The sequence below is a fragment of the Dehalobacter sp. DCM genome, assembly GCF_024972775.1.
Taxonomy (GTDB): Bacteria; Bacillota; Desulfitobacteriia; order Desulfitobacteriales; family Syntrophobotulaceae; genus Dehalobacter.
The window spans coordinates 4,061,764-4,083,801 of sequence record NZ_CP092282.1; the positions used below are offsets into that span (position 1 = coordinate 4,061,764).

Here is a 22,038-nt window from a genome sequence, read left to right on the forward strand (position 1 = left end):
TTTTGCTCATGGAATGATTATCGCTACCGTTATCTTACCCTTCCCAGCAGGGAAAAATACCCTTTAACGGTCTTTGAAACGTTCATTTTACTGCTGCCTTCTTTTTGTTGATAATTGAGGACCAGCGGGACCTCAGCTGCTTTTATCTCCATCCTGCTAAATTTGGCAGCGATTTCAGCCATACAGTCGAAACCATTGGTTGTAATCAAATCGCGCCAGCGCGTCTGCGCTTGTTTGATTGTTTTTACCCGATAGGCGCGATAACCGGAAGAATAATCGTTCATGTTCCGGATAGGAAAAAATACCTTAAAGAAAATCATCGCACCGCGACTGAATAATTTTCGGAGGGTTTTTAATCCGAGTTCGTATCCACCGGGGGTAAAACGGGAAGCAACAACAAGATCGAGATCACGCTTATCCAATGTGGTAACCATGCTTTCGATCAAGAGCGGATTATGCGTATTATCCGCGTCCATGGTAACAAGAACGTCATTATCTTTTAAGTGCGTTATGGCATAGTGCATGATCGTTTTGACTGCTTCTCCAAGTCCTTTGTTTCCAGAATGTCGGACAAGCGTCACATGGTCATGCTCCCGAGAATAGGTCTCAACGATTTGTGCCGTAGAATCCTTGCTGCCGTCATCGACAACAACGACCTGGATCTCGTATTGGCTGATACTCCGAAAGGCTGTAATGCTTTTCAGAAGATTTAAAATGCCGCCGGCTTCATTATAGGCCGGTAATCCGATCATCACTTTAAACTCATTTGAATTGGAATTATTGTCCATTCTTTTTCCTCCTTGCTTTGAGGCATTGAATCATTGATTATGGCAACATACAAACACCCTCATTGGAGGATATACATGGGGTACCCTGGGACGTTTTCTATTTTGGGATATTTCTTTTGAATAAACGTCAGTAATTGGTTATTCTCATCACCATATATTTTCCCCAAAACCGGTACAAAATATTTTGCACCGCGCTGGATATAATAATTCAATTCATTAATTGGATCTTGAGGTACCTCGGAATAGATTCGGATATGATAACGCCAGCCTCTGCGATCAGCCAGGCTTAAAAGACAAGGATCAATAGACCCTACAACCAGAAGGTCATTGGGTTGGGTTATTTGCCTGACGACAGCAACCTGCTCCGCCATGGCGGTATTCACTGTATACATTGGTTTGACCGCATGATAACTCTCAGCCATTAGGATGAAGAGAAGTGTACACGCGATAAGCATACTCCCCTTAGCCTTACCCCTTCCGACTCCCGGACTATGTCTAGTACAACGTTCTCTAAATACCATGACAGATGGATGTAATAATCTGGGCTGGTCTGCATGCCACATTCCGCTTTCGGCTCTTGCGCCATCCTTGGCGCAAAGAGCCGCGCTGCGCAATCCATGCTCCGCTTGTCGCCGGAACTGTGGCACGCAGACCTGATTTGAGGTGTAAAGAGAATTTAAGAATGATGTACTAGTACAATGGCCGTCACAGCAGCCGCGCTTCGCTTTCCTTGCTTCGCTTGACGCCGGAACGTGTGGCACCCAGACTGATTTGGGGTGTAAAAAATGTGTCAGGGAATTGGACAAAGATTTTAAGAACGTTGTACTCGTTTTTGGGTTTGCAGAGCTGATCTGAGCAATAAAATTTCCGATGAGGAGCGAACAGGGAACGGTTAGAAAAATAAGATAATAGCTCAACCTGATGGGACTGACGATTAGCACAACTTCGAGAACCATCGCCAAAAACCAAACCATAAAAATTTTCTGATTGGACGATAGCGTGAAAAGACCGGCCAATGTCAGGATTATTCCGGTAAACCCCAGCGTCACCGGGAGTGTTCCTGCGAAAAACTTCAAAGCTTCCGTACTGTAAAAAGCAGTCAAGGCATGCTTGAAAACCAGATCTCTGCTAATACCAACAGTGAATAGATAATCAGCCACTCCGGCACTGTGGTAATAGTATCCTGCCGCAATTCCCAACGTAACAAAGGCATAGAGCCATAGTATCCCGTTCTTCAGCCATTGCCTGCCATCGTAGTGAAAACAAAGGTACATCATAGGCAGTGCTGCAAATATAACGGGGGGTTTGGTCATGATGGCCAGAGCCATGAGTATAGCACTCAAGGCAAGAACCTTCTTTTTTGACTGGCGTAATCCCAGATCGAACAAGTAAATACCGCCAATCCAAAACATAAGCGCGGCAGATTCCGGCATGACGGCGCGTGAATAATACACATTGACCGGCAAGATCCCATAAATCAGCGCGGAAAAAGCCGCTCCTCGTTTATCCATATGAAGGCGCGCAAATAAATAAAGGAAGGCGGCGGATACCAGAAAGAAAATGATTGGAACTAAACGTGCCAAAAAGTAATGCTGCCCGAAGATACGATAAAGGATAGCAATAAGATAGGGCGTTATTTGTATTTCCAAGGCAGGGATGTTGGGAAACGGGCCATCATAATTTAAATTAGGATGAAAAAGATGAGGATCATATTGCAGGAAATTACGGGCCATGGATTCTGTGTCAGCTTGCCGCCAACTATCTGCCATTTCCAACGGAGGGGTATTAATATGGTAGAGACGGATAACAAAAAGGAAAACAAGCAAAAAAAACAGGATGGCCATTTCTCTTTTTCTCACGTCAGTGCCCTCCTGTTATTCTTCCCTTTGCCGGTCTTTTTCTTTGTCCGGAACTGCGATGGTCTTAAAATGACGAACAAGCCGATCGAGATGAGCCGTTAGTTCTTTCCCTTTCAAAGGTAGTCCGTGACTGGGTATTGCCAGCTCAGGCTCCAGTGCCCTAAGCTTAGCCACAGATTTTTCAGCAGTCTCCCAGTCTGAAGTGAAATATGCCGGTGGTCCTTTGACTTGCTCTGCTTGCGTCAGAACAGACAGCGCGGATTCCTGTTTGGTCGTCGTAAAGGCATCGCCCACAAGAAGCGTTTTATCCTTTTTTCTGAAAAAAGATACATGACCTTCCGTATGACCGGGCGTATGGATCCAACGCCACTCAGGAAAACCGGGAATTCGCCCGTCACGCGGCAGGGCTACAGCCCGATAATCCAGGTTAATACTGCGGTGGGGAAAGGACGGTGACAATTTGGCAATAAGTCCCTCATCTGCAGAAGGATCAGGTAGGGGATAATCCTTTTTCCCAGTGAGGTACGGAATTTCCCGTTCATGAGCAAATACGGGAACATCCCAGGTCTCCGCCAAATCAAGAACAGAACCAATATGATCAAAGTGTCCATGGGTTAATAAAATCAATTGCGGCGGATTATCCTTTCCAAAATATTCCGCAGCAGTGTTAATGATAAAATCAGCAGAATGATGGAGTGCGGTATCAACAAGCATCCAGGAGTCTGAAGAACCAACAAGACAGACGTTGACCACGGTAAATTGCAGCAGGCAGATATCCGGTGCGACCTCTACGGAAGACTCCGTTAATTTGGAAATACTGCCAAGCAGCTTGTTGATCATATAACCAAACCTCCCGTTGAGTATCATAACGGTACTGATGTGCCATCGTTACGGTTCAGAACCACCTTGATGCAGCTATCCTGTTTCTGATCGAAAATTATAATTGATTACCAGGATTAGCTTCTCCAACAATCGGATTGCTATACCAAAAAAAGCCCGGAATAACCGGGCTTTGGATAAGTGGAGCAGGATAACCTGCTATTTTAGTTTTTGTACCATTTCTTCGGCGGAAGGAACCGTCAAAAATCTTCTTTTTATCGGTCCGAGATTAAGGATAACCTTGATTTCTAAATTTTTACTTTCCTCTTAATTGGGATTTGCGATTAATCTCCCACCAATCGAATGCCTCTTCTTCTTCCGTTAGTTCTGATTTCTTATTACATAGATCATAGATCTTTGCCCGAACTAACTCGGAATCAGCATGATTGGGTTGCACCGATTCTCTTTTGGAATAGATATGACTCTCTGGACGACTTGCGGGATAAACCCCCGGCCGTTCATAGTCCTGGGGTTTCGGATTCAGCACACCGGCTCCCAATATACCCGCCAGGAGTCCCAAGCCGATTCCTTCGGAAATCGTCTTCAGGGCCCCAAGGCTATCGATTGGAAAGTATAGCGCCAACAACCCGATTCCGACAATGGCATATCCTCCGGATGCTAAACCAGCTGCAAGGATCCTTTCTGACACTTGACTGGCTCTAAAGCCTGCTGCCAGACAACTCAGTAAGAGTCCAAAGTCCACAACATATGCAATGATACTATTCTCAACACCGATCAGATTGCAAACAAGAACGGTCACCAGCGTCAGAACAGTGACCAACAATCCAATGGTTACTCCCTTAAGGATGCTTGTTCCCATAAAATCACCCCGGTTTCGCAATATCTTTATAAAATATATTAGAACCGAAGGTCAGTTTATTCATAGAATCAGGAAATATTTACAAAATATTCTAAAGCGTGGTTTTATAACCGGCAAAATTCTCTCAATCTATGGTGTTATCCCTTTAATAGCAAAGAACAGGAATATTGTGTAGAATACCCCGCCCAGGAGAAGGATCCCGGGATACAATGTTTTGGTCCTGCGAATAACCACATACTGAAGGCCGGCTGATAACAGAGCAAGTATCGCGCTGGCCAATGCCAGGGGTTCCAGCACCCAAGAAGTCAGTGAAATACCAATGGCGGGTATCACTGAGCTTTGAAACACCATCGCACCGGTGATATTTCCCATAGCCAATGTATCTTTACCACGACGGACCCAAAGCACACTGTTGAATTTTTCCGGCAGCTCCGTAGCAATCGGCGTGATGATAATAGCCAGGATAAATACAGGGATACCCAGCGCCGCCGAGACTGCCTGAACTGAGCGAATAAATAATTCAGCTCCGCCGACAATGATAAGGAGTGCGGCGACAACCTGAACCAGCACAATGAATAACCCCGGTTCACCTCTCTTATGAAAATAACAGCAGGGTATTTCTTCTTCCAGGTTAGCTTCACCATGACTGCTTTTAATTGTCTGGTAAACATAGATGGCGTACGCGGCTAGAAGAATGATCACAACAATCATTTTTAACGAATGTGTCGGTAAAAATGAGGCGACAATGGCAAGAGCATATACAGCCAAAAAGAATTTCAAATCCCGTTCAATGACCTCCGGGTGGATATACATCGGACGATTATTTCGTCTGAATATAAACGCGGCAATCCCAGTAATACAAAAAGCCAGGGTTCCTAACATAAACGGCGCGCCCAGAATGGCACCAATACCAATCTCATGGCCTCCCGCGCCTGTGGCAGTAAGGATAGCAATTATCGGAATCAGCGTCTCCGGCAAAGCCGTTCCAACCGCGGCAAAAATGCTTCCGACAGCACCTTCGCCCAAATTGAGCTTTCTGCCAAGCCATTCAATACCGTTAGTAAATACTTCCGCGCCAAGCAGTATGATACCTAAACTAATAATCAATAAAATAATATCCACCATGTCTTTGTCTTACTCCCCTGCTTCTTTTTCATAAATAATGTCATCAATCGCTTGGTTCAACTCTTCACTACCGGTTCCATCCTCTGTCGAAAAAGGGATGATTGCCCGCCAATCCGGAATATTTAAGGCATCGGCAATAACCTTTAAATGTTTTGGTCGCTGTCCCCTGGAGATTTTATCCGCTTTTGTGGCTATTACCAATACGGGTATCGCATTAACCCGAAGCATTTCCATCATTGTCTTATCATCCTCCGTCGGCTGATGACGAATATCAACCAGTTGGATGACTCCGCGCAGACTTTCACGTGTTCGAAAGTAGGTCTGCATCATCTTTCCCCATTGTGCCCGTGTCTCCATCGATACTTTTGCATAGCCGTATCCCGGCAAATCGACCAGATACCATTCGTCGTTGATGTTAAAAAAGTTGATCGTTTGTGTTTTGCCGGGTTTCCCGCCTACCTTCGCCAATGCTTTGCGGTTAACCAGCTTATTAATGAGTGAAGATTTCCCCACATTGGACCGTCCGGCAACCGCAAGTTCTGGTCGGGTACCCTCCGGATATTGCAGCGGCTTCACTGCGGATATAACAAATTCAGTTTTTCGAAAAATCAAAACGTTCTCACCTACCGATACGTTCTTGGCACAGGTACTATTTTACTCTATAATGACGGGGATTCCAAACCAAGAAACCAAATATATTTTAGGACAACTAACTGAAAATAGACTTAAGATACCATATTAGTATATGCTGAGATAGTTGGATAATACTACCACTTCCTTCCCATACGTATAGAAAGAGGCAGTGCCGCAAAACGACTTTTTCGTCTATTTGCAGCACCGCCGCTCATCTGTATAACATCACCAGTCGATCGACTGTTCCTAAACTTTGTCGTTAAATTACACCGGCCGGCTTGGCTGAGAAAAATCCGCATTGTAGAGGGGAAGCTGGGGCAGGACACGTTCTGACCCGCTAACCGGCAACAAAGCAATTTCCAGAACTTCTTCCATGCGTTTTACAAATCGAAACTCCATATCCTTACGGATTTCTTCGGGAATCTCCTCCACGTCCTTCTGATTCTTCTCGGGGAGGATAACTGTCCTGACTCCGGCACGGTGCGCGGCCAAAACCTTCTCCTTCACACCGCCGATCGGAAGAACATTCCCACGCAAGGTAATTTCACCTGTCATTGCAACATCCTGGCGAACCGCCCGTATCGAAAGGGCTGACGCCATCGCTGTCGCCATAGTAATCCCTGCTGAGGGGCCGTCCTTCGGCACAGCACCCTCGGGCACATGGATATGCAAATCGATTTGATCGTAAAAATCTTTATCAATACCCAAGGCCTCAGCTTGGGAGCGAACAAAGGTCAACCCAGCCTGAGCAGACTCCTTCATCACATCGCCTAATTTACCGGTAAGCGTCAGCCGTCCCTTTCCAGGTAGCGGTGTCGCTTCGATGGTCAGCACATCCCCGCCGACTTCCGTATAGGCCAAACCAACCGCGGCTCCGACTTCCGGATCAAATGTCAGCGTATGATAAGAATAGCGCGGATTCCCTAGAAGAGCTTCAATATCTTCGGGAGTCAGCGTCTGCGACTGCCATTCCTTTTTGACAACCTTAACGGCTACTTTGCGTAAAACATTAGCAATCTCACGCTCCAGGTTCCGCACCCCGGATTCCCGAGTATATCCGCGAATGATTTTCAGAACACTTTCACGGTCAAGTTTAACGACCGTTTCTTTTAGTCCATGGGCTTTCATCTGCTTGGGAACAAGGTGCCTCATGGCGATATTCGCTTTCTCGTCCTCAGTATATCCGCTTAAATGAATGATTTCCATACGGTCAAGGAGCGGCCTCGGAATATTCTCAATGTAATTGGCTGTCATAATGAAAAGGACTTTGGTGAGATCAAACGGAATCTCCATGTAATGGTCCATATAGGTATGGTTCTGTTCGGGATCCAGAACTTCCAGCATTGCCGACGCGGGGTCTCCCCGAAAATCCGATGACATCTTGTCGATTTCGTCAAACAGGAAAACAGGGTTCCTCGTTTCTGCTTTGCGTATACTCTGAATAACCCGACCGGGCAATGCCCCAATATACGTCCGGCGATGTCCTCTGATCTCCGCTTCATCACGGACACCACCGAGTGACATCCTGACGAACTTTCGATCCATCGATCGGGCAATGGATTTAGCCAGCGATGTTTTGCCTACTCCCGGAGGTCCGATAAAGCAGAGGATGGGGCTGCGCATATTCGGCGTCAGTTTACGGATGGAAAGAAATTCGAGAATCCGTTCCTTGACTTTTTCCAATCCATAATGATCTTCTTCCAATACCTTTTGTGCCCGATGCATATCGGTTTTATCCTTGCTCATCTTATTCCAAGGAAGTGCCAATACCCAATCGAGGTAAGTCCTAACAACCGTTCCCTCGGCTGAAGATGCGGGCATTTTATCCAAGCGGTCCAATTCTTTTAAGGCTTTTTCTTTTGCTTCTTCGCTTAAGTCTGCCTTATTGATTTTTTCCTTGTATTCTTCTATTTCAGCTTGTTTTTCATCCTTTTCGCCCAGCTCTTTTTGAATCGCTTTAATCTGTTCACGCAGATAATACTCCTTCTGGGCTTTCTCCATCTGTTTGCGTACTCGGAGACCGATCCTTCTTTCAAGTTCGAGGATCTCGATTTCGCGCATGATCAGTTCGGTTATTTTCTCCATGCGCTCATTTAAGTCGATCGTCCCAAGAATGGTCTGCTTATCCTCTATTTTTAAATCAAGGTGAGAAGCAACCAGGTCGGTCATGCGATCAGGCTCTTTTACGGACAGTACGGTTCCGATGGCCTCTGGCGATACCTTTTTGCTTAAGCGTGCATACTCTTCGAATTGGTGAATCAGGCTTCTTGTCATATTCTCCAATTCCAACGTCATCCGTTGATTAGGCTGAATCCTTTCTACCCGGGCTTTAAAGTAAGGTTCCTCAGCTAGAAATTCGATAAGCCGTGCACGGCAAATGCCCTCGACTAACACTCTGAGTGTGCCGCCGGGCAGTCTTAACAGTTGTTTAATATCAACGATTGTTCCAATCGTATATAAATCATCGGTCGTCGGGCTGTCTATATCCATTTCCTTTTGTGATAGCAGAAGGATCTGACGATCCTGGAGCATCGCTTCCTCTACGGCAGCCATCGATCTTTCCCTGCCAACATCGAGATGTATGACCATGTAGGGAAAGACAAGGATTCCTCTTAAAGGAAGGATCGGTATTTCGTGTTCATGCATAGTATTATCTCCCCTATAAAAAAGTCAGTGTCATATTTTAACACGTTTTACCTTGTTCATGCAAATTGCCCTCAGGCATCTTAATTCTTTTTAATACCCTATGCAGTGACACCTCCTTTTCAGATACATTGACTTCAACTGTATTGGGATATTGGTGCATCACCATAACAGCGCTTAATACTTCATCCAATGTTTCCACTGATACGATTTGGATATCCTTTTCCCAATGAGTAAATCGCTCCTGCCAGTTTTCCTTAGGAATGTATATTCTTTTGCATCCGGATTGTATCGCAGCCTCAATCTTGGCGGCAATACCACCCACCGGTTTTACTCTCCCTCTAATCGATAATTCGCCTGTCATCGCCACCGTATGATCCACAGGGCATTTTCTGATTGCCGAATAAATTGCCGTCGCCATGGCAATACCTGCTGAAGGGCCGTCCATGGGAATACCCCCCGGAAAATTGACATGAATATCAAATTGCCGCGGTTCGATCATATGCTCCCTTCGGAGTACCGTCAGCACATTTTCCAGGGATGAACGGGCCATGCTCTTACGCCGTGTTTTCTTGCCACCCGAGCCCGATTCTTCTTCTTCAACAATCCCAGTAACGTAGAGTTCGCCTTTTCTATTTTTGACGGGATAAGCCGTGACTTCAATTTCCAAGAGCAGCCCCATATTGGCTCCATATACGGCAAGACCATTGACCAACCCGATCTGGGAACAGGGCGGTATCTTTTTCTCAGGTCTTGGCGCGTATTGGCCGGTGGTTACGACCCATTCAATGACTTCGCCGCTGATATTGGCCTGTCCCTCATTCTGAACCACACCCGCGGCTAACTGTACCATATTGACCGCTTCCCTGCCGTTAGTTGCATATTTTTTGATTACCTCAATGGCACCGTCGGTAATTTCCAAATCGATCTTTTCTGCCGCATTTCTCGCGATAACAGCTATTTCGTCAGGCTGCAGCGCCCGAAAAAATATTTCCATACAGCGCGATCTTACCGCCGGCGGAATATCCTCCGGTCTGCGGGTCGTCGCCCCGATTAGCCTGAAATCTGCCGGCAGGCCATTTTGAAAAATATCGTGGATATGCTCGGGTATATTGGTATCCTCGGAACTATAATAGGAGCTTTCCAAGATGACTTTGCGGTCCTCCATCACTTTGAGAAGTTTATTGATCTGAATGGAATGCAGTTCGCCGATTTCATCAATAAATAAAATACCGCCATGGGCTTTGGTCACTGCACCCATCTTGGGCTGAGGAATACCGGCCATTCCCATAGCCCCGGCTCCCTGATAAATCGGATCATGCACTGAGCCTATGAGGGGGTCGGCAATACCTCGCTCATCAAAGCGGGCTGTGGTTCCATCCAGTTCGATAAATTTTGCATCGTTTTTAAACGGAGAATGAGGATTATTCAATGCCTCGTTTAACACAAGCCGTGCAGCGGCAGTTTTTCCCACTCCCGGCGGCCCGTATAATAAAACATGCTGGGGATTTGGCCCGCATATAGCGGCTCTTAATGCTTTCACTCCTTCTTTTTGGCCGATAATCTCCGCAAAAATTTCCGGCCGGGTCTTTTCAGAAAGCGGGACGGTCAGAGATATCTGTCTCATCGCTTGAAGCTTTTCCTTTTGCTTTTCGGATTCCTTTTCTACGGATACGCGGGACGAAAACTGCTGTTTGAGCAACATAAAGAAATACATGCCGATAACAACGCTGAACATCAGCTGGACGATTATCAGCATTGGCGTAAGTCCATCCATTCTGGTACCCCCTGATTAATCATAATTCGTGAGAGCGCGTCTATCAGATCAAGAATATTTAAGTAGTATTTGCCAGAAGTAGTATTTACCAGCGGTACTAATTCTAAACAGCGATTATCACAATTACCTTTGCTTTTCTTGACAGAATATATATCAACGTGATATCATATCAATATCAAAATTGTATCCTGTAATAACTAACTATTTCTTTTTAAGGAAGGAAGATCACAATGAAGGAAAAGAATGCTTGGAAATTTAACGGGTTTATCGCATTAATTATTTCATTCGCCATCCTTGCAGCCACTGTCTATAATATTGTTAACACTGTAAAAACCGGTAATGTATCGTCCCTTGTATTGGCAATCATCGGTGTCATTTTGTGGGTCATTATCCAGAGCAGTATGACAGTTGTCCAGCCCAACCAGGCCAAAGTTCTGACCTTTTTCGGCAGTTATATCGGAAGTATTCGTCAACCGGGGATTTGGATGACCGTCCCATTTGTAGCCAGTAAGAAAATTTCACTTAAAGTCCGCAACTTTAACAGTGAGCGTCTGAAGGTCAATGATGTCGAAGGAAATCCAATCGAGATCGCCGCCGTTGTGGTTATCAAAGTCATTGACTCTGCCAAAGCTGTTTTTGACGTCGATAATTACGAACAATTTGTAGAAATTCAAAGCGAAACGGCGCTGCGTCATGTGGCCACCAAGTATCCCTATGATAACTACGCCGAAGATGATGTCTCACTTCGGGGCAATACCGAAGAAGTCGCTGCTGAGATCACCAAAGAGCTTCAAGAACGTTTGACCATTGCCGGGGTGGAAGTCATCGAAGCACGCTTGACCCATCTGGCTTATGCCACAGAAATCGCCAGTGCCATGCTGCAACGGCAACAAGCTAACGCGATTCTGGCTGCGCGTCAGAAGATTGTCGAAGGCGCTGTCGGTATGGCTCAGATGGCAATTCAACAACTTGAAAGTAGCGGAACCATTGAGTTGGACGATGAGCGCAAAATGGCGATGATCAACAATCTGCTTGTCGCCATCGTATCGGACCGATCCGCCCAGCCCGTACTGAATACCGGAACTCTGTATTAAGAGATACTGCACAGGAGTACGACATGGCAGTCAAAAAAAATTACCCACTGCGTATCGATCCCAAATTATTTGAAATTCTTGAAGAATGGGCCGCTGATGAATTCAGGAGCGTCAACGCCCACATCGAGTATCTCCTGCGTGAAAGCATACGCAAGGCAGGTCGGCTGCCGAAAGACAGAACACCGGAATCCGAGCAATAATTGAGCTTATAGTTAGACGTCACACACAGTGTATTGACAAAAAACGCTCTGTGTGGTAATTGTAAACGGTAGGGTTGTAAAATTTAATCACAGATCTTAGGTGCCTCATTGAGGAGAATAGGGAAGACCGTAAATCGGCGCGGCCCCACCACTGTACACGGCGACGAATCCCAACTGCCACTGGATATTATCTGGGAAGGCTGGGAGGAGAGCGACCCGTTAGCCAGGAGACCTGCCTTGGATTAAAGAAGCTGTTAGGGATAAACACTTCATTCAGTTAATAAGCCGACTTAAGATGGGAAAGTCTCTTAGCTCTAACTAAGAGACTTTTTTATATCAGAAATACAAATCTTTCTTGTATCTAAGATAATTATTCTTAATAGCTCATGGTTTGATCCGATCTGCTTTGACTAAACCCTATCTATATATTTAAAAGGAGAAATGATTATGAAAAAGAAGTCTCTTTCACTGCTGCTCATTGTTACCCTTATTTTGACTTTTTCGTTATCCTTGCTGGCCGGTTGCTCCGCTCAAAGCAAGGGACCTGAAGGGAAAACATTTACAGACACCCTCGGCAGGGAAATCAAATTTGACGCTTACCCGCAAAAAATTGTATCGGTTGCCCCTGCTATTACGGAAATTCTTTTTGCCATTGGCCTTGACAGCCAAATCGTAGGCGTTTCCGATTATTGTGATTACCCGGAACAAGCACAGACCAAGGAGAAAATGGGCGGTTTTTCTACACCGAATGTTGAGAAGATCGCTTCTCTCGAGCCAAATATGGTCTTTATTTCAGCCGGCGTTCAGGAAGACACGATTAAAAAGCTGGAGGACCTCGGTATAACAGTCGTCGTTTTGGATGCGGATACTGTCGAGCAAGTGATGAGCAACATTGATCTTGCCGGTGAGCTTACCGGTAAACAAAAAGAAGCCGCAGCTATCGTCAAGGATATGCAAACCCGACTGGACAAGGTTGAAGAAGCAATCAAAGATCAGCCCAAACCCACCGTATTTATTGAGATTTGGGATGATCCGCTCATGTCGGCCGGTTCCACCAGTTTCGTTAACAATATCATCGAAGTCGCCGGCGGCGTTAATATTGCAGCCGATAACACAGAGAGATATTACAATTTTAGTTCGGAGAAACTGTTTGAAGCAGACCCCGATTACTACATCATCAATACCCACAGCCACGCTCCTGCCGATGTTAAAAAGAGAACCGGCTATGATGCTTTAAGCGCTGTTCAGAACGATAAAGTCATTGCTGTTGATGACAATCTGATCAGCCGTGCCGGCCCGAGGGTCATATCTGGAGTAGAAGAGATGGCTAAAGTGCTTCATCCGGATGCTTTCAGTAAATAAAATATAATGGCAATTCGTGCTCCGCTTGTCGCCGGAACTGTGGCACGCAGACCTGATTTGAGGTGTAATGTTAATTCAAGAATGATGTATTAGCATTTACGTGAAGTGTAACAATAACTTGTGGAGGGTTGTCCCAAATTCGTCACTGGTGACGAATTTGGGACAACCCTCCACTCGCTGTTTTTCTTTACACATGAAACGTTTAGTCTTAAAATAAACCAGTGATCATCTGTGATTCGAGAAGATTTACTGTAAGATTTACATAAAGATGTTCTGCTCAAAAATACCATAGGTTACTCGATTAATGATACGATGCGGGTTAATTATACAAGTGGATTACAAATACTATTCGGAGTTAAGTTAATGGAAAATTTAAGAAACAGGAAAAACTGGAAATATCTTATAATTGGCTTTACACTCTTATTAATTATCGTTGGTATCTTTGCCACTACCTTGGGTGCGGCCAATATTGCTTTCAAAGAAAGCGCTGGGATTATCATGAGCCGTTTACCGCTGTTTAATCATTGGTTTCAGGCTGAAGATTATTCCCGCATCCATATCAACATCATCTGGTCTCTGCGTTTCCCCCGGATCGTATTAGCTATCCTGGTTGGAGGGGCGCTCAGCGTCGTCGGGGCGACGTTACAGGGTTTCTTTCGGAATCCAATGGCTGACCCCTATGTGATGGGGGTATCCTCCGGCGCCGCTTTGGGTGCAACCGTAGCTATTGTTACCGGAGCCAGCGGAATCATTGGTACTTTCAAAATTCCGGCCTTTAGTTTTCTTGGTGCTTTTCTGACTACATGGATCGTTTATTCCCTGGCGCGGGCAGGTAAGAAAGTCGTTGTCTCCACTTTATTGCTAGCGGGCGTTGCCATGAGCTCTTTCCTGCTGTCTGTCATATCGTTCCTCATGGTCTTAAATGCTGAAGATATTGATAAGATCTATATGTGGCTCATGGGAAATTTTGCGAATAAAGACTGGGAGAATATCCTGCTGGCAGCGCCATTTATATTTATTGGTGTGATCATTCTGTTCGCTCTGGCTAAAGAAATGAATGCCATGGTTTTTGGAGACAGCACCGCACAGCACCTGGGTATTAATTTGGGGAAAATGCAGCTTATTCTGCTGATTGCAACCTCTCTGGCTACCGCCGGTGCTGTGGCTGTGTGTGGGGCTATCGGATTTGTTGGATTAATTATCCCGCATGTTGTCCGGATTTTTGTTGGTCCGGATCACCGCATTCTGCTTCCGCTTTCCTTTTTGACCGGCGGCATTTTTATGATTGTCACTGATACAATCGCCCGAACATTGATGGGATCACAGGAAATTCCCGTCGGCGTCATTACCGCTTTGTTTGGCGGTCCTTTCTTCCTATATCTGCTGAAGAAAAAGAAAGAAGGCATATAATGGATTCATCGATTAAAGCAAGCAATCTGACATTTTCTTATGGTGATAAAAATATCCTGGATACACTCAGCTTGGAAATCAGCAAGGGGAGCTTTGTTACCATTATTGGCCCTAACGGCTCCGGTAAATCGACCCTGCTGAAGAATATTACCGCTGAGTATTCCCCCCAACAAGGGGTTATCCTGCTGGAAAACCAGGACATTTTTAAGATCAGCAAGAAAAATTTAGCGCGGACTATCGCCGTTGTTCCTCAGGATACCGGCGGGGATTTTGCTTTCTCCGTTATGGAAACCGTTCTCATGGGCAGGATGCCGCACCAAAAACGGTTCGAGTCTGATTCACCAAAAGATCTGGAAATTGCCCGCTGGGCGATGGAATTAACCAATGTCTGGCATTTGCGGGATCGCTCGGTTAACGAACTCAGCGGGGGTGAACGTCAACGGGTCATTGTGGCTCGGGCACTGACCCAGGAACCCCGGGTGTTGCTTCTGGATGAACCCACATCGCACCTGGATATCCAACATCAGTATGAGTTACTGGAGCTATTGGATAGTTTGAATAAAACAAAAGGCCTGACCATTATCGCTGTACTGCACGACCTTAATTTAGCGGCGCAATTCAGTCATAAAATCATCTTATTGGATAAAGGGTCGATTGTTGCTTACGGCGACCCGGCCGAGGTCCTGACGGTCCAGAATATTCGGGACAGCTACCACATTGAGGTGGCCCTGACGACCAATGAAATTACCGGCCGCTTTAATATCATTCCCTTAAGCAAAAAAAAGCAGCGGAACCAAGACGCAAAAAACACACATGTTCACCTGGTCTGCGGTGGAGGCAGCGGTGTCTTTCTGATGGAGCAGTTATTTCAGGCCGGATACCCTACGAGCTGCGGCGTCTTAAACATCGGAGATTCCGACTGGAAGAAAGCCAAAGACCTTGGCTTGGACGTTTCGGAAGAAGCGCCTTTTGCACCCATATCTGACGAAGCCCTGGCCTTGAATTACGACTTTATTCATCGCGCCGACGTGATTATTGTACTGCCGGTTGCTTTTGGTTACGGTAATCTGGCTAATTTGCGACAGGTATCCGATGCTCTTCTCCAAGAGAACAAGACGGTCTTAATTGTGGAACAATCCGAGGCGGAAAAACGCGAACACAACCGGGACTTCACCGGAGGGCAAGCCGACGAGCTTATCGCTTACATGGTCCACCACGGAGCGGTAAAAATTGGAAGTATTCGAATGCTTCTTGATATGATCGGAGGGGATAATTTTGCGTCTCTGGACTTTTGAGACAGGGGATACCGCCGAACGGTATAGAGACAGTATTGTTATTTTCTTTAATGATGAGCGTAAAGCACTCAGTACCTCCCATCTCAACGGCGGATATCGTGACGATTTGAAATATGTCTTCAACCATAACATCAATTCCGGAATGGGAATGAAACAAGACATAACCTGCGATAACTATGAAGAACACATGAGACTTCTGGCCAACGAATTGGGGCTGGACCCCAATGCCTCAGCGGGGCTTCTGACGGCAGCCTCAATGGAAAACGCAGCCATCCGCAGTGAAACATATGAGGATCTAACCGTGACCGCCATCGTCACCGGCGGTGTCGTCATGAACGGCGGCCGGGTGGGTGATCCTGCGTTCTTTCATGAACGACAGGGGGAAACCGTTGAAATTAAACACGGGACAATCAATATTCTCTTGTATATTGACGCCAATTTACCAGCAGAAACCATGACCCGAGCCTTAATGACCTGTACGGAAGCAAAAACCGCCGCGCTGCAGGAACTCCTTGCCGGGAGCTGTTACTCCCGTGGACTGGCCACCGGGTCCGGTACGGATGGCGCCGTTATTATCTGTAACAGCAAATCACCTTCACGACTGATTTACGCCGGTAAGCACAGCAAGCTAGGCGAACTGATCGGACGGACGGTCAAGGAGGCTGTGAAAGAAGCACTTCGTCTCGAAACTAACCTGTGTCCCGAAAGCCAGTTCAGCATGCTGAAACGTCTTTGTCGTTTCGGAGTGACCGCAGAAACCATTTGGCAAAAATACGCAGCATCCCCGGGAAGCGAAATTTCCCAGGGATGTCGATCTTTGAGCGATAACAATACTCTCGATAAACCGATATTTCTTAAGACATTAAGTCATCTGGACCGCCAAGAAGAACTGGTCTTGCTGACCAGTTTCTACGTCCACCTGATTGATCAGATGGACTGGCAACTACTGCCGCCGCATTTGGCAGTAACTGAAGGGAAAAACATAATTCGCCGCATAGAAGACCGCTATGCATTAGCACATGACTCCCTCGATCAATTAAGCGGCTCCAGCCTCGCTGGCTCGATTGCTAATACTGTGACAGCGATGATTGCCTGCTTTGTATTAACAATAGCCAAGCTCATTCGCACAGTTGAAACATCAGATTAATGATACACCCACTGGCCGTTCACTCTCAAGGCTTTCATTCCTCTACATCCTGATAGGCGATCCGGCTGTACTCGTATACGTAATTGACGAATTTCTGGAACGCCAGGTGGCCATAATTGGGGTCAAAGCCAAACATCGAACCGACGCGGCAATCCTTGTAGCGTTCCACCCAATCCTTGGCAATCCTTTGAAGTTCGTTATCCGTAGCGTCGAGAGGAATTGGAGGATTCCCTACGCCGATAACAATTGGCTGATCTTTATACTTTTGAGCCAGCATATCCTGGTTATTAATCGCCGGTTGACCGCACCAGATATCAACACCCGCTTCAATAAAGACGGGAACAAGCAACTCCGCTTTGCCGCAACTATGATGTTCATAATACAGGCCGCGCTTATGTGCAGACTCCACGAGACGCTTCAAATATGGCAACAGCATTTCCCTCGCAGTATCTGCCGAAAAGAAGGGCCCGTTCTGATGCGCCCAATCATCATGCACATATACACAGTCAAAATCGAAACGGTCAGCCATTCTTCCAATATAGTCATCATAAAAATTGCAGAGCTTATCAAAGAATCGATGAACGCCTTCTTTCTGGTCGTCATCAATAAGGGCCATGGCCGCGTTATCGACATCCATCAGACACATCAGCCGTTCCCAAAGGCTCATCTGAATCCCCAATTCAGTTAATTTATCTATTTTAAGATAACTTTGGTTTTCTTCTTTATAGAGCTCCCAATCTAAGTCGTCTAGGTTTGGCAGAGAAACGTAATCCTCCCATCGGTTGATATCTTTAATTTTTGGATTTCCCGGTCTTACGGTCGCACCGGAAATATCATATTCCCACTCCCAGTCCAGATCGAACCAGCTGCTATGCATGACTTTGGGGAAGGTGTCATAATCAACACTCGGACCGCCGTCAAAAATTTGGTGATTGGCCACATTATCCGGATTAATTCTCGGTCTGAACTGACACTGATCGCAGAAAACCCACCCTGTTGAGGGAATCCAATAGGGTTTCTTCCCCTCAAACAATAGCCTCCAGTTCTCCTTTACTGATATGGGGCGGTTGAATTTCGGGCTTTCCGGTATGGTGATTTGCTTTCCAACAACCGCAAATCTTTCTATACCTGGATACATCCCAACAACTTCAAACTCCGTTGGACTAAACGCCAGTCTTGCCATAATCATATCCTCCTCGAAATATAATTTTATAGTTTTGTTATTTTCTACAAAGATTTAACCAGCTCAACCGCTTTGACAGCAGCACTGCCGGCATCGGGAGCAAATCCATCGGCACCGATTTCAACGGCGTATTCCTGGGTCACCGGCGCGCCACCGACGATCACTTTGAAACCGGTCAGGCTGCTGCCTTTGATGGTCTGGACCGCTTCTTTCAGGGCTGGCATCGTCGTGGTCAGAAGACCGGAACAGGCGACTAAGGTCACATTCTGGTTTTCTTTGATCGCTTCGATCCATCTTTTTGCCGGAACGTCAACACCCAGATCGACCATGGTGAAGCCGGCGCTTTCGATCATCATGGAAACCAGGTTCTTGCCGATATCATGCAGGTCGCCTGCAACGGTTCCGATAATGCAGGTGCCTAAAGAGTTGGAACTGTCCCCAGCCATTAACGGTTTTAAAACGTCAACGCCTTTAGCCATGGCTTTAGCAGCCATCAGCATTTCCGGAACAAAGATTTCGCCGGTGGAGAATTTGTCGCCGACAACGCTCATGGAATCAACCATGCCTTGGAGAATGTCTTTCGCCGCGCTGCCTTCATCCAAAGCTTCCTGTACCAGTCCTGGTACCAGTTTCGTTTTTCCTGCTTTTACCATTGACTTGACTTCATTGATTTTTGCCATTTTCTTTAAGTCCTCCTCTTTCAATAAATTAATATATTAAATTTCTATTGGAATCCGTGATATATACTTTTATATTGGCACTTAAGTTCGGGATCGTGTATTCGCGTTTATATTTTCTGACCGAATTTGCCTTCTCTGAAAACGTCATTGAGCAGCATAAACACCGCCAAGCTTTTTAATCAAAGACTTTCATGTATTGCTTTTGCTCTTTTTGCTGTCACCAGCTTCAAGACAATAGACGCAGCGACGCCAACCAGTGCAATTACCAGCATAAACAAACTGAGTTTGCTCCAATCGCCGCCGAAAGATTGCACCATCGGGCCGGTAAACGTATTACCGACGATACCCCCGAGATTTGCTCCCAAGTTAATGATTCCCATTGTCGCCGCGACCGTTTCCGGCCGGGTCGCTGTTCCAGGAGCCATTGTGAATAGGGCCGGCGGCACAAATTGATTGACGATACCGAAGATCAGGATGAAAGGCACAATTGCGGACACGGATGAGAACCGAAACAGGAAGAAGAAGAAAACGGTGGAAAGAGCCATGATCGTGATCAGGAAGGTGCTATGGTTTTTGTTTTTAATCCGATTCAAGACCAAACCAACAAGAACACCACCGACGATCATCCCCCATGTGCCAAAGCTTGTGACCTTATTGGCTGTCACCAAATCCAAACCCAGAAATGTTGTCAGATAAGTCGGGTAAAAACCGGAATATCCGACGGAAGGCCATGAATAGGCAAAGAAGATAAGCCCCAGCAGCCAGGCCCCAGGCGATTTAAAGCCTTCCCAGACAGAAAACTTTTCCAAAGGCTGCAACGATTTCGGTTCATTCGCGCCCTCGCCTTCTTTCGGAACCCGAATAACCAGCGCAAAGATAATCCCCATAAGCACAAGCAAAGCAGTGATCAGCCAGAAGGAGCCACGCCAGCCATAGCCCGGAACAATAATATTGGTTAAATTTAGGATGATTAACATCCCAATGGAGACCCAAAGGGTAAAAATTCCCATCGGGAACCCACGCTTCTCAGCTGGAAACCACATCGCGATTATGGCGGGTATGACAATACTAATCAACCCGTAACCGAGACCTTCAATCAAACGGCTGATGACCAGCATGGTGAAGCTACCGGAGATCACCCCGAGAATATTTCCAACCAGAGCAAAAGCTACGGAAAGCAAACCGGCATTCTTCACCCCCACTTTTTGAATAATTGCACCGCCAGGAAGGGCAATAATTGTACTAGAAAGCGCGAACGCCGTCATAACCAAACCGATGACTGCAATGCCCACTTTATAATCCTGCATGAGCAGAACCATAATTGGCGGGATTTTAAATAATCCCATCGTGAAAACAAGTCCGGTTAAAATCGCAATGACCACCATTAACCATGCCTTTTTCATTCTTTCACTCCTATTTTTAAATTTTCTTTCATTATAGAAATAAAATAATTTTCTGATAATCCGTTAGAATGCTTGTTTTTTAAGCTTAAATCACTACAATATGTATTGTATGACTCAATGTATAGGAGGCCTTTGTTTTGTTATTGGACGGCGCATTGCTGAAATACCAATTATCCAAGGAATTCGACTTTGTTTATCATGAACATACGCCGGATATAAAGGTTGATCGTCCTATCTTTTTTGAAAATGCCAAAACGATTTCCGGCCATATTGTGCTGATCAGCGAAAGCGATGATATACAAATTGTACAAACATTTCCAGATGTGGTTTTCATCTGCCTTCATTCCATTGATTCTGTGATCTGCAATAAAAAAAACAATTATATTGTTATCAATAACGCAACGACTAACGCCAAAGTCTTTAACGCCTTATTGGACATCTTTGAGAAGTTCAATACCTGGGAAAAGAAAATGAACCATGCCATTAATCAATTTGCAGGGTTCACTGTGCTGATCGATTCCTGCGACGATATCCTGGATGATCCGCTCGCTCTGATCGATAATCATTTCAATTATGTGGGCTATTCGAGAAAATTAGCTCGGGAAAATGGCTTTGAAACAAAATATGTCGATCAAAATTTCTGTCTGCCTTTGGATAGTGTCAATCAATTTAATGCCATGTCGGACTTCAAAGAACTAGAAAAGATAAAAAATGTCTTTCAGTATACGTGTATTGAGCACATGCTCCACAAAAATATTTACTTCAACAATACTTATGTGGGAAGGCTAGCTCTTCCCTGCACATCCAACGAGGAGAAAAACGCGTATTACCGCTCTATCCTCAATCATATTTCCGAATATATTGAACTTCTTTATTCCCGATACGGTTCATTTAAAAAGGACCGGCTATCCCAGAATCTGATCAATGAGCTGTTAGCCCAAATTATTGAAGGAAAAAATATCGACCTGAATAGATTAATCAAGCTATTCACAATGAGCAGTCACCAAGTCGGTGATGAGTATTATTTGATTCAATTAAAGACAAATTTCACCAAAGACGCTCAAATCCAAAGCGAGTATATGGCTCAACAATTCGAGCTTCATTGGCCAGGAATCTGCTGTATCATCAAGGATTCTTATCTCTTACTCTTAGTTAATATCACGCTTTACAATAAACTCATGCGTAAAGAATTTTTTCAGGAACTTGCCTGCTTTTTGAGGGAAAGCTTGCTGATCGCCGGAATTAGCAGAAAGTTTACTAATTTTGAACATCTCAAATCCGCCCTTGCCCAGACTGCAATTGCGATCAAGTTGGGCGGGATCAAGGATCCGACTTACTGGTATTTTAAATTTGATGATTATTCTTTTGACTACCTGCTGCGCTACGGCCAAGGGGACTTTATCCCTGATCAAATCTGTTGCAGGCCACTGGTGACCCTCAAGAACTATGATGAGAAAGAAAATACACCCTATTTTAACACCCTGTATGTGTTTGTTAAGAACAGGTATAATGCCGTAGCAGCGGCGAAAAAACTCTATATTGCCCGAAGTTCCTTTTTGAACAGGCTGGAAAGAATTATAGCTCTGACCCATTTTGATCTGGATAACTGGGAAGAACGTCTCTATCTTGAACTTTCCTATTTGATCTATTTTAAATATGAGAAAGAAACCCAAATCACAGTGAGTGAAAAATAGTTAAGGCGCCAAATTGGCGCCTTTCATTTTGGGATTCAATATCCTG

General features: G+C 45.4%; 18 protein-coding genes and 1 riboswitch. Of the genes, 7 read left to right on the forward strand and 11 right to left on the reverse strand.

Annotation, left to right across the window (positions count from 1 at the left end):
- Positions 1 to 29 precede the first annotated feature (29 nt).
- The 8 genes from LPY66_RS19010 to lonB all read right to left on the reverse strand — a co-directional run bounded on the left by LPY66_RS19010 (position 30) and on the right by lonB (position 10,524).
- Positions 30 to 788 carry a glycosyltransferase family 2 protein gene (locus LPY66_RS19010; protein WP_337985813.1) on the reverse strand — a complete coding sequence of 253 codons (759 nt, stop codon included), beginning with the start codon at positions 786 to 788 and terminating at the stop codon, positions 30 to 32.
- Between the two features lie 59 nt (positions 789 to 847).
- Complete coding sequence (locus LPY66_RS19015) at positions 848 to 2,647, reverse strand: ArnT family glycosyltransferase (RefSeq protein WP_337985814.1); 1,800 nt, start codon at positions 2,645 to 2,647, stop codon at positions 848 to 850.
- A gap of 15 nt (positions 2,648 to 2,662) precedes the next feature.
- Positions 2,663 to 3,487, reverse strand: coding sequence for an MBL fold metallo-hydrolase (locus tag LPY66_RS19020; RefSeq protein ID WP_337985815.1), 825 nt, complete (start codon positions 3,485 to 3,487; stop codon positions 2,663 to 2,665).
- Positions 3,488 to 3,782: 295 nt separating this feature from the next.
- Complete coding sequence (locus LPY66_RS19025) at positions 3,783 to 4,346, reverse strand: hypothetical protein (protein ID WP_337985816.1); 564 nt, start codon at positions 4,344 to 4,346, stop codon at positions 3,783 to 3,785.
- A gap of 129 nt (positions 4,347 to 4,475) precedes the next feature.
- Positions 4,476 to 5,471, reverse strand: a complete 996-nt coding sequence (locus LPY66_RS19030; RefSeq protein ID WP_337985817.1) for a sodium:calcium antiporter — start codon at positions 5,469 to 5,471, stop codon at positions 4,476 to 4,478.
- Between the two features lie 9 nt (positions 5,472 to 5,480).
- Complete coding sequence (yihA, locus tag LPY66_RS19035; RefSeq protein WP_337985818.1) at positions 5,481 to 6,083, reverse strand: ribosome biogenesis GTP-binding protein YihA/YsxC; 603 nt, start codon at positions 6,081 to 6,083, stop codon at positions 5,481 to 5,483.
- 285 nt (positions 6,084 to 6,368) lie between these two features.
- Complete coding sequence (gene lon / locus LPY66_RS19040) at positions 6,369 to 8,750, reverse strand: endopeptidase La (protein WP_337985819.1); 2,382 nt, start codon at positions 8,748 to 8,750, stop codon at positions 6,369 to 6,371.
- A 37-nt stretch (positions 8,751 to 8,787) separates the two neighbouring features.
- Positions 8,788 to 10,524: an ATP-dependent protease LonB gene (lonB, locus tag LPY66_RS19045; protein WP_337985820.1), complete on the reverse strand. Its 1,737-nt coding sequence runs from the start codon at positions 10,522 to 10,524 to the stop codon at positions 8,788 to 8,790.
- 230 nt (positions 10,525 to 10,754) lie between these two features.
- On the opposite strand from lonB, the gene LPY66_RS19050 reads away from it, so the two are divergent.
- The 6 genes from LPY66_RS19050 to LPY66_RS19075 all read left to right on the forward strand — a co-directional run bounded on the left by LPY66_RS19050 (position 10,755) and on the right by LPY66_RS19075 (position 17,032).
- Positions 10,755 to 11,618, forward strand: a complete 864-nt coding sequence (locus LPY66_RS19050) for an SPFH domain-containing protein (RefSeq protein WP_337985821.1) — start codon at positions 10,755 to 10,757, stop codon at positions 11,616 to 11,618.
- Positions 11,619 to 11,641: 23 nt separating this feature from the next.
- Positions 11,642 to 11,818, forward strand: coding sequence for a toxin-antitoxin system HicB family antitoxin (locus LPY66_RS19055; protein WP_337985822.1), 177 nt, complete (start codon positions 11,642 to 11,644; stop codon positions 11,816 to 11,818).
- An 81-nt stretch (positions 11,819 to 11,899) separates the two neighbouring features.
- A riboswitch (cobalamin riboswitch) is annotated at positions 11,900 to 12,072 on the forward strand.
- Positions 12,073 to 12,265: 193 nt separating this feature from the next.
- On the forward strand, positions 12,266 to 13,180 hold the full coding sequence (locus tag LPY66_RS19060) for an ABC transporter substrate-binding protein (protein ID WP_337985823.1): 915 nt from the start codon (positions 12,266 to 12,268) through the stop codon (positions 13,178 to 13,180).
- Between the two features lie 363 nt (positions 13,181 to 13,543).
- Positions 13,544 to 14,590 carry a FecCD family ABC transporter permease gene (locus LPY66_RS19065; protein WP_337985824.1) on the forward strand — a complete coding sequence of 349 codons (1,047 nt, stop codon included), beginning with the start codon at positions 13,544 to 13,546 and terminating at the stop codon, positions 14,588 to 14,590.
- Positions 14,590 to 15,885: a heme ABC transporter ATP-binding protein gene (locus tag LPY66_RS19070; protein WP_337985825.1), complete on the forward strand. Its 1,296-nt coding sequence runs from the start codon at positions 14,590 to 14,592 to the stop codon at positions 15,883 to 15,885. Before LPY66_RS19065 ends, LPY66_RS19070 begins: the two co-directional genes overlap by 1 nt.
- Positions 15,866 to 17,032, forward strand: a complete 1,167-nt coding sequence (locus LPY66_RS19075) for an adenosylcobinamide amidohydrolase (protein ID WP_337985826.1) — start codon at positions 15,866 to 15,868, stop codon at positions 17,030 to 17,032. Before LPY66_RS19070 ends, LPY66_RS19075 begins: the two co-directional genes overlap by 20 nt.
- A 34-nt stretch (positions 17,033 to 17,066) precedes the next feature.
- On the opposite strand, the gene LPY66_RS19080 is transcribed toward LPY66_RS19075, so the two are convergent.
- The 3 genes from LPY66_RS19080 to LPY66_RS19090 all read right to left on the reverse strand — a co-directional run bounded on the left by LPY66_RS19080 (position 17,067) and on the right by LPY66_RS19090 (position 20,298).
- Positions 17,067 to 18,215, reverse strand: a complete 1,149-nt coding sequence (locus tag LPY66_RS19080; RefSeq protein ID WP_337985827.1) for a uroporphyrinogen decarboxylase family protein — start codon at positions 18,213 to 18,215, stop codon at positions 17,067 to 17,069.
- Positions 18,216 to 18,259: 44 nt separating this feature from the next.
- The gene (locus LPY66_RS19085; RefSeq protein ID WP_337985828.1) at positions 18,260 to 18,895 is read right to left on the reverse strand and encodes a corrinoid protein; all 636 of its coding nucleotides are present in this window, start codon (positions 18,893 to 18,895) and stop codon (positions 18,260 to 18,262) included.
- A 179-nt stretch (positions 18,896 to 19,074) separates the two neighbouring features.
- A complete protein-coding gene (locus LPY66_RS19090; protein WP_337985829.1) occupies positions 19,075 to 20,298 on the reverse strand; it encodes an MFS transporter in 1,224 nt (407 codons plus the stop codon).
- Positions 20,299 to 20,435: 137 nt separating this feature from the next.
- Here LPY66_RS19090 and LPY66_RS19095 point away from each other — a divergent pair, with 137 nt between their 5' ends.
- A complete protein-coding gene (locus LPY66_RS19095) occupies positions 20,436 to 21,992 on the forward strand; it encodes a PucR family transcriptional regulator (RefSeq protein ID WP_337985830.1) in 1,557 nt (518 codons plus the stop codon).
- The last annotated feature ends 46 nt before the right edge of the window (positions 21,993 to 22,038 follow it).